This window comes from Helicobacter sp. (genome assembly GCF_029067145.1).
GTDB lineage: Bacteria > Campylobacterota > Campylobacteria > Campylobacterales > Helicobacteraceae > Helicobacter_D.
In genome coordinates this window covers 1-4981 of record NZ_JAIEFA010000055.1, presented here as the reverse complement: position 1 = coordinate 4981, position 4981 = coordinate 1, and the positions used below count along the sequence as shown (strand labels likewise).

Here is a 4981-nt window from a genome sequence, read left to right as displayed (position 1 = left end):
ATATAAAATATGCGAAATAATAAAATATGATAAGTAAGCCTTAAAGGAGATTAGTTAGTGCTGTATTACAGAATTATTATTTTATTTTTAAATTTACTTTTTTAAGGATAGAAAATGAAAGTGATTCATTCTATTGCAGAGGCGATTGGCAAAACTCCCCTCTTGAAAATGCGTGCATTGTCTGATGAAGCTGGGGCGAATATTTATGCAAAATGCGAATTTTTAAATCCGAGTGGTTCTGTCAAAGACAGAATTGCACTTGGAATGATTGAAGATGCGTTAAAAAATGGCACGATTCATCAAAATACTACAATCATTGAACCAACAAGTGGCAATACAGGGATAGGACTTGCATCTATTTGTGCAGCAAAAGGTATTAAACTAATCCTTACAATGCCAGAATCTATGAGTATAGAGCGCAGAAAATTAATGGCAGCATTGGGTGCAAAACTTGTTTTGACTCCAAAAGAGCAAGGAATGAAAGGTGCAGTCAATCGTGCGTTAGAATTACAGCAAGAAATCAAAGATTCTTTTATCTTGCAACAATTTGAAAATTTCGCTAACCCTAAAAGTCATCGTGAAACTACCGCATTAGAGATTTTAGATGCACTAGAAAAAGTAGATGTGCTTGTTTCTGCTGTAGGTACAGGAGGGACATTAAGCGGTGTGGGCGAGGTGCTAAAATCAAAGAATCCTGATGTAAAAATCATCGCGGTAGAGCCGATTAACTCTCCCGTGCTTAGTGGTGGGCAGCCCGGACCACATAAGATTCAGGGAATCGGAGCGGGATTTATTCCAAAAATTCTACAAACAGATTTGATTGATGAAATTTTGAAAGTAGATGTGGAGTGGGCGATTGCAGAATCTCGTAAAGCAGCAAGGCAAGAGGGGATTTTGATTGGAATCTCAAGCGGTGCAAATCTATGGGCGGCAAAGGAAATAGCCAAAAAATATCCAAATGCCAATATTGTAACATTTCTTTGCGATACAGGCGAGAGATATTTAAGTACAGATTTATATGAAGTTGGGGAATAACTCCCCAGCTAAAACCTTACAAAACTTTCTATCTTTAATCTATTGATTTAAACTTTTTCCATTTTAACTAAAGTATTCGTCATTGCTATAAATGAATATTAGTAACATTGTAAAAGAGAAATATCAAGGAATCTGCTAGATTTATTGACATCGTGCGTCAAATTTGTTAGCCTTTTTGTGTATAGAATCTTAGGCGCAAGGAGGACAAGATGAGAGAGATAAAAGAGGTAAAAGTGTTGGTTGCAGACCCTTCGGCATTGGGTTTGTTCGGTTTGGCAGTGATTACTTTGGTTGCTTCTTCGCAGAAATTGGGTATTACTTCTAGTGTTTCTTTGGTGATTCCTTGGGCGATATTTCTTGGTGCAACTGCACAATTGATTGCTTGCTTGAATGATTTTAAGCATAACAATACTTTTGGTGCAACTGCCTTTGGGGCTTACGCACTTTTTTGGTATTCTATGGGAATGACTTGGCTCATTCAAAATGGAGTTTTTGGCGAAAAATTGGCTCAAAGTGCAGATACTAAGCAGTTGGGATTTGCGTTTTTGGCTTATTTAATCTTCACTTTATTTATGACGATTGGCGCAATGAAAACACATAAGATTTTGTTGATTATTTTCATCTTGATAGATTTTTTATTTATCGGATTGGCATTGAATGCCTTTGATATAATGTCTCATTTTGCGCACGAATTGGCTGCGTATTCGGAACTTGGGATTGCTTTGTTCTCGTTTTATGGTTGCGGGGCTGCGGTGTTGAATGCGCATTTTGGAAAAGTCTTTTTGCCTGTGGGTAAATTATAATCCGCACTTCTTTAGTGGAATCTTAAGATTCTACTATTTGTCTTTTGTGGGCTGGGATTTATATGAAACTACAAACTGCATTGAATCTATAAAAATATTTTTGAATATCATCATTTAGGAATGATTTTTGCTTCTTAATTTGCAAAGGAATGAACTTCATAATATTTAAGGATATTGTAATTAAGGAGATAAAATGTCTTACTCGTATTCAAAACAATTTGGTGTGCAGTCTTATGTCGCGGGCGTGAATTATTCAGAATGGATGCAAGAGGCTCTCAATCCAGAAAATAAATCTGCTGAAAACAGACGTTTGAGTATTACTTCAAGCCAAGAGGATTATTTTAAAAAGCAAAAATTGATTCAAGAAGCAATCGCTCAACTCCAAAGCAATGGAAGCGTGAGTGCGAAAATCGCTAAAGAAGTGGATGTAGAATCTCTTAAAAAAAGCCTAAAAGATGCAGAAAATGGCGAATCTAGTTCGCTTAGTATCGGCGAGGGTTCAGAATCTAGCGAGGCAAGAAAACAAAGTCAGCTTAGCGCAAAGGCTCAAAATGCAGCACTAAAATCCGCAGTCAATGTGTTAGATAAAGAGCAGAATATAACACAAAATGCGATTCCTAATGTTTTGCAAGAAGCAACAAGTTTAACAGAAAAAGATGCAGAAGAAGCAAAAAAAGCAAAGCAAATTATCCAACAAAATATAGAAAATGATTCATTAGCAAAAAGAGAAGCAGATAGAACAAGCGGAGGGCTTTTTGATAAGCATATTTTTACGACTTCCTCTACTGCGCCAAGCAATGTAAGTGAGCAAGACAAAGTTGCTTATAATCCTTTGGAGATTCAAGCAGAATCTGCGGTAGAAGATTCCACTACAAGCGAAACACAGGAATCTTTCGCGGTAGAATTTACAGATGAGGTAAGCGGCAAGCAGGTGCGTGTGCCATTGACACAAGAAAATGCACAGAAGCTAGCAGAGCAGTTTGGAAGCCTTGAAGCCGCAAGTGATTATGTCAAGGGATTCTATTACGATGCAGCCTACAAAATGGGCTATCTTAGTAGCGATACAGATGGTGATGGCAAGATTAGCTTAGAGGAAGGTGTGAATCTCAAAACTCTTGTAAGTTTGATGAATGGGAGCTATTCTTCTGTGTCAGAGCAGTTTGGTGGCAATGTGGAAATGCAAAAGAAATTCTTAGAGCAAGTAGGATTTATTGATAATTTGAGCGATTTTATCAATCATTCTATTTCGCAAGACAGCAACTTTGATGGTGGTTTGAGCTTAAATGAGATTCTTAATAGCACCAATGAAGCAGTTTTCCTAAAAACTGCACAAAGTGCCAATTCTAGCAGTATAGAAGTGCTAGTGATTCAGAGCTTTAAGATAGAATTTAATAAGGAATCCTTGAATGACACCCTGCTCAATCTTGGAGCAAGCGCAGAGGATTCTGCACAAATTCTTGATGGCAGAAAACTAAAGGATATGTTAGACGAGAATTTCTTGGAATCACTAGATGAAGCGTCGCGTGAAAATTGGCTTAAAAGTGAAGTTTTGTTAAAAAATATGCTAGAGAGCGTCTAAAGAGTGAGCGTTCAAACTGCCACTCTTGCGGTTTGAATTAGTATTTTGTAATCTGCATATAGAATCGCAAGCTTACTTTGTCTCCATTTTTTGCAAAGGAGCAGGGGATTTTAACCTAGAATCCCACAGATTTTTTATTTCGCGACAATACTAAAGATTCTTCCGCCACGATTAATTAACATTCGTTTAGTTTGCCCTTTATAGCGATTCATTGCTTCGTGGAAGCTTTTGATGTCTTGAATGATAAAGCTTTCAATTTGGATAATAATGTCCCCATTGCTAAATCCTAATTCCTCTGCTTTGCTGTTTGCTTGAACATTTGTAACCAATATGCCTTGAACATTGTTTGGGATTCCATATTTAGATTTTGTTTCCGCGCTCAAGGCGCTGATTTCAAGCCCAGCAATCCCACTATTTTCTTTTACATTGCTTGCTTGTGCTTCGTTGGGTGCTTTGGCAAGTGAGAGGCTAAGGGTTTGCTCCTTTTTGTCTCTAAGGATTGTGAGTGTTACCTTTTCTTTTGGATTAAAAGTTCCAATGATGTTTTTCAAATCTGCTGCGCCTTTGATTTCTTTGTGATTGACTTTGGTAATCAAATCCCAAACCTTTAAGCCGCTTTTGTCTGCGGGTGAATCTTTTTCAATCGCAATGACAACCGCACCCTTTTGATTTTTATAAACCTCTTGTAAATCTCCGCTGACATCTTGAATGCTGACGCCCAAATATCCGCGCTCAATCACTCCATCTTCAATCAAGGCTTTGGAGATTTTTTTTACCATTTCAGACGGAATCGCAAATCCGATTCCGTGATTTCCACCTGTGCGAGAAAGAATCGCGGTATTGATTCCAATCAAGCCTCCGCGGCTATCTACAAGTGCGCCACCGCTGTTGCCCGGATTGATAGAAGCGTCTGTCTGGATAAAATTTTCATAATCATTAATTCCGATTCCGTTTTTGTTGAGTGCAGAAATAATGCCCTGCGTGATACTTTCGCCCACGCCAAAAGGATTTCCAATCGCAAAGACGACATCGCCTACTTGCAAATCATTGCTAGAAGCAAATTTCAAAAATGGTAGGTTTTTTGCATTGATTTTGATAATCGCCAAATCGCTTTTGGAATCTTTACCAATTACTTTGGCTTCGTATTCTTTATTACTTTCAGGCAAGGAAACGAGGATTTTGTCTGCTCCGTCAATCACATGGTTGTTTGTTACGATATAGCCATCATTAGAGATGATTACTCCGCTTCCCAAACTTCGTTCTACGCGGTCTTTTGGAATCATTGCACCAAAGGCATCTCCAAAAAATTGCTTGAAAAATGGGTCATTTAGTAAGGGGTGCCCTTGAAGATTAGGTGCTTTGACTTTCTTTTGTGTGGAAATATTTACTACTGCATTTTTAGCTTCCTTAATGGAATCGTAATAAGAATAGATTTTTGTTTGTGAAATATCTGGAGTTACTCTCTCGTGGATATTTGGTAATTCTGCAACTTCAAAAGCAAAAACATTACCTGCAAGTAATGTGCTTAAAAGTAAAGTTTTAGCGTTCATTTTGTATCTCCTTT

The 4981-nt window shown here is 37.8% G+C and carries 4 protein-coding genes; 3 read left to right on the top strand and 1 reads right to left on the bottom strand.

All coding sequences use genetic code 11. From position 1 onward, the window contains the following. Positions 1-114 precede the first annotated feature (114 nt). The 3 genes from cysK to K2N75_RS05990 all read left to right on the top strand — a co-directional run bounded on the left by cysK (position 115) and on the right by K2N75_RS05990 (position 3417). The gene (cysK, locus tag K2N75_RS06000) at positions 115-1035 is read left to right on the top strand and encodes a cysteine synthase A (protein WP_297681669.1); all 921 of its coding nucleotides are present in this window, start codon (positions 115-117) and stop codon (positions 1033-1035) included. 209 nt (positions 1036-1244) lie between these two features. After that, a complete protein-coding gene (locus tag K2N75_RS05995; protein ID WP_297681671.1) occupies positions 1245-1838 on the top strand; it encodes an acetate uptake transporter in 594 nt (197 codons plus the stop codon). 193 nt (positions 1839-2031) lie between these two features. Further along, on the top strand, positions 2032-3417 hold the full coding sequence (locus tag K2N75_RS05990) for a hypothetical protein (protein WP_297681673.1): 1386 nt from the start codon (positions 2032-2034) through the stop codon (positions 3415-3417). 134 nt (positions 3418-3551) lie between these two features. Here K2N75_RS05990 and K2N75_RS05985 read toward each other — a convergent pair whose 3' ends face one another. Continuing rightward, a complete protein-coding gene (locus tag K2N75_RS05985; RefSeq protein WP_297681675.1) occupies positions 3552-4967 on the bottom strand; it encodes a Do family serine endopeptidase in 1416 nt (471 codons plus the stop codon). Positions 4968-4981 lie beyond the last annotated feature (14 nt).

Bases quoted from the DNA above. Each gene is read 5' to 3' on its own strand.
- K2N75_RS05985 (WP_297681675.1), bottom strand. From the start codon at position 4,967: ATGAACGCTAAAACTTTACTTTTAAGCACATTACTTGCAGGTAATGTT.
- K2N75_RS05995 (WP_297681671.1), top strand. From the start codon at position 1,245: ATGAGAGAGATAAAAGAGGTAAAAGTGTTGGTTGCAGACCCTTCGGCA.
- K2N75_RS05990 (WP_297681673.1), top strand. From the start codon at position 2,032: ATGTCTTACTCGTATTCAAAACAATTTGGTGTGCAGTCTTATGTCGCG.
- cysK (WP_297681669.1), top strand. From the start codon at position 115: ATGAAAGTGATTCATTCTATTGCAGAGGCGATTGGCAAAACTCCCCTC.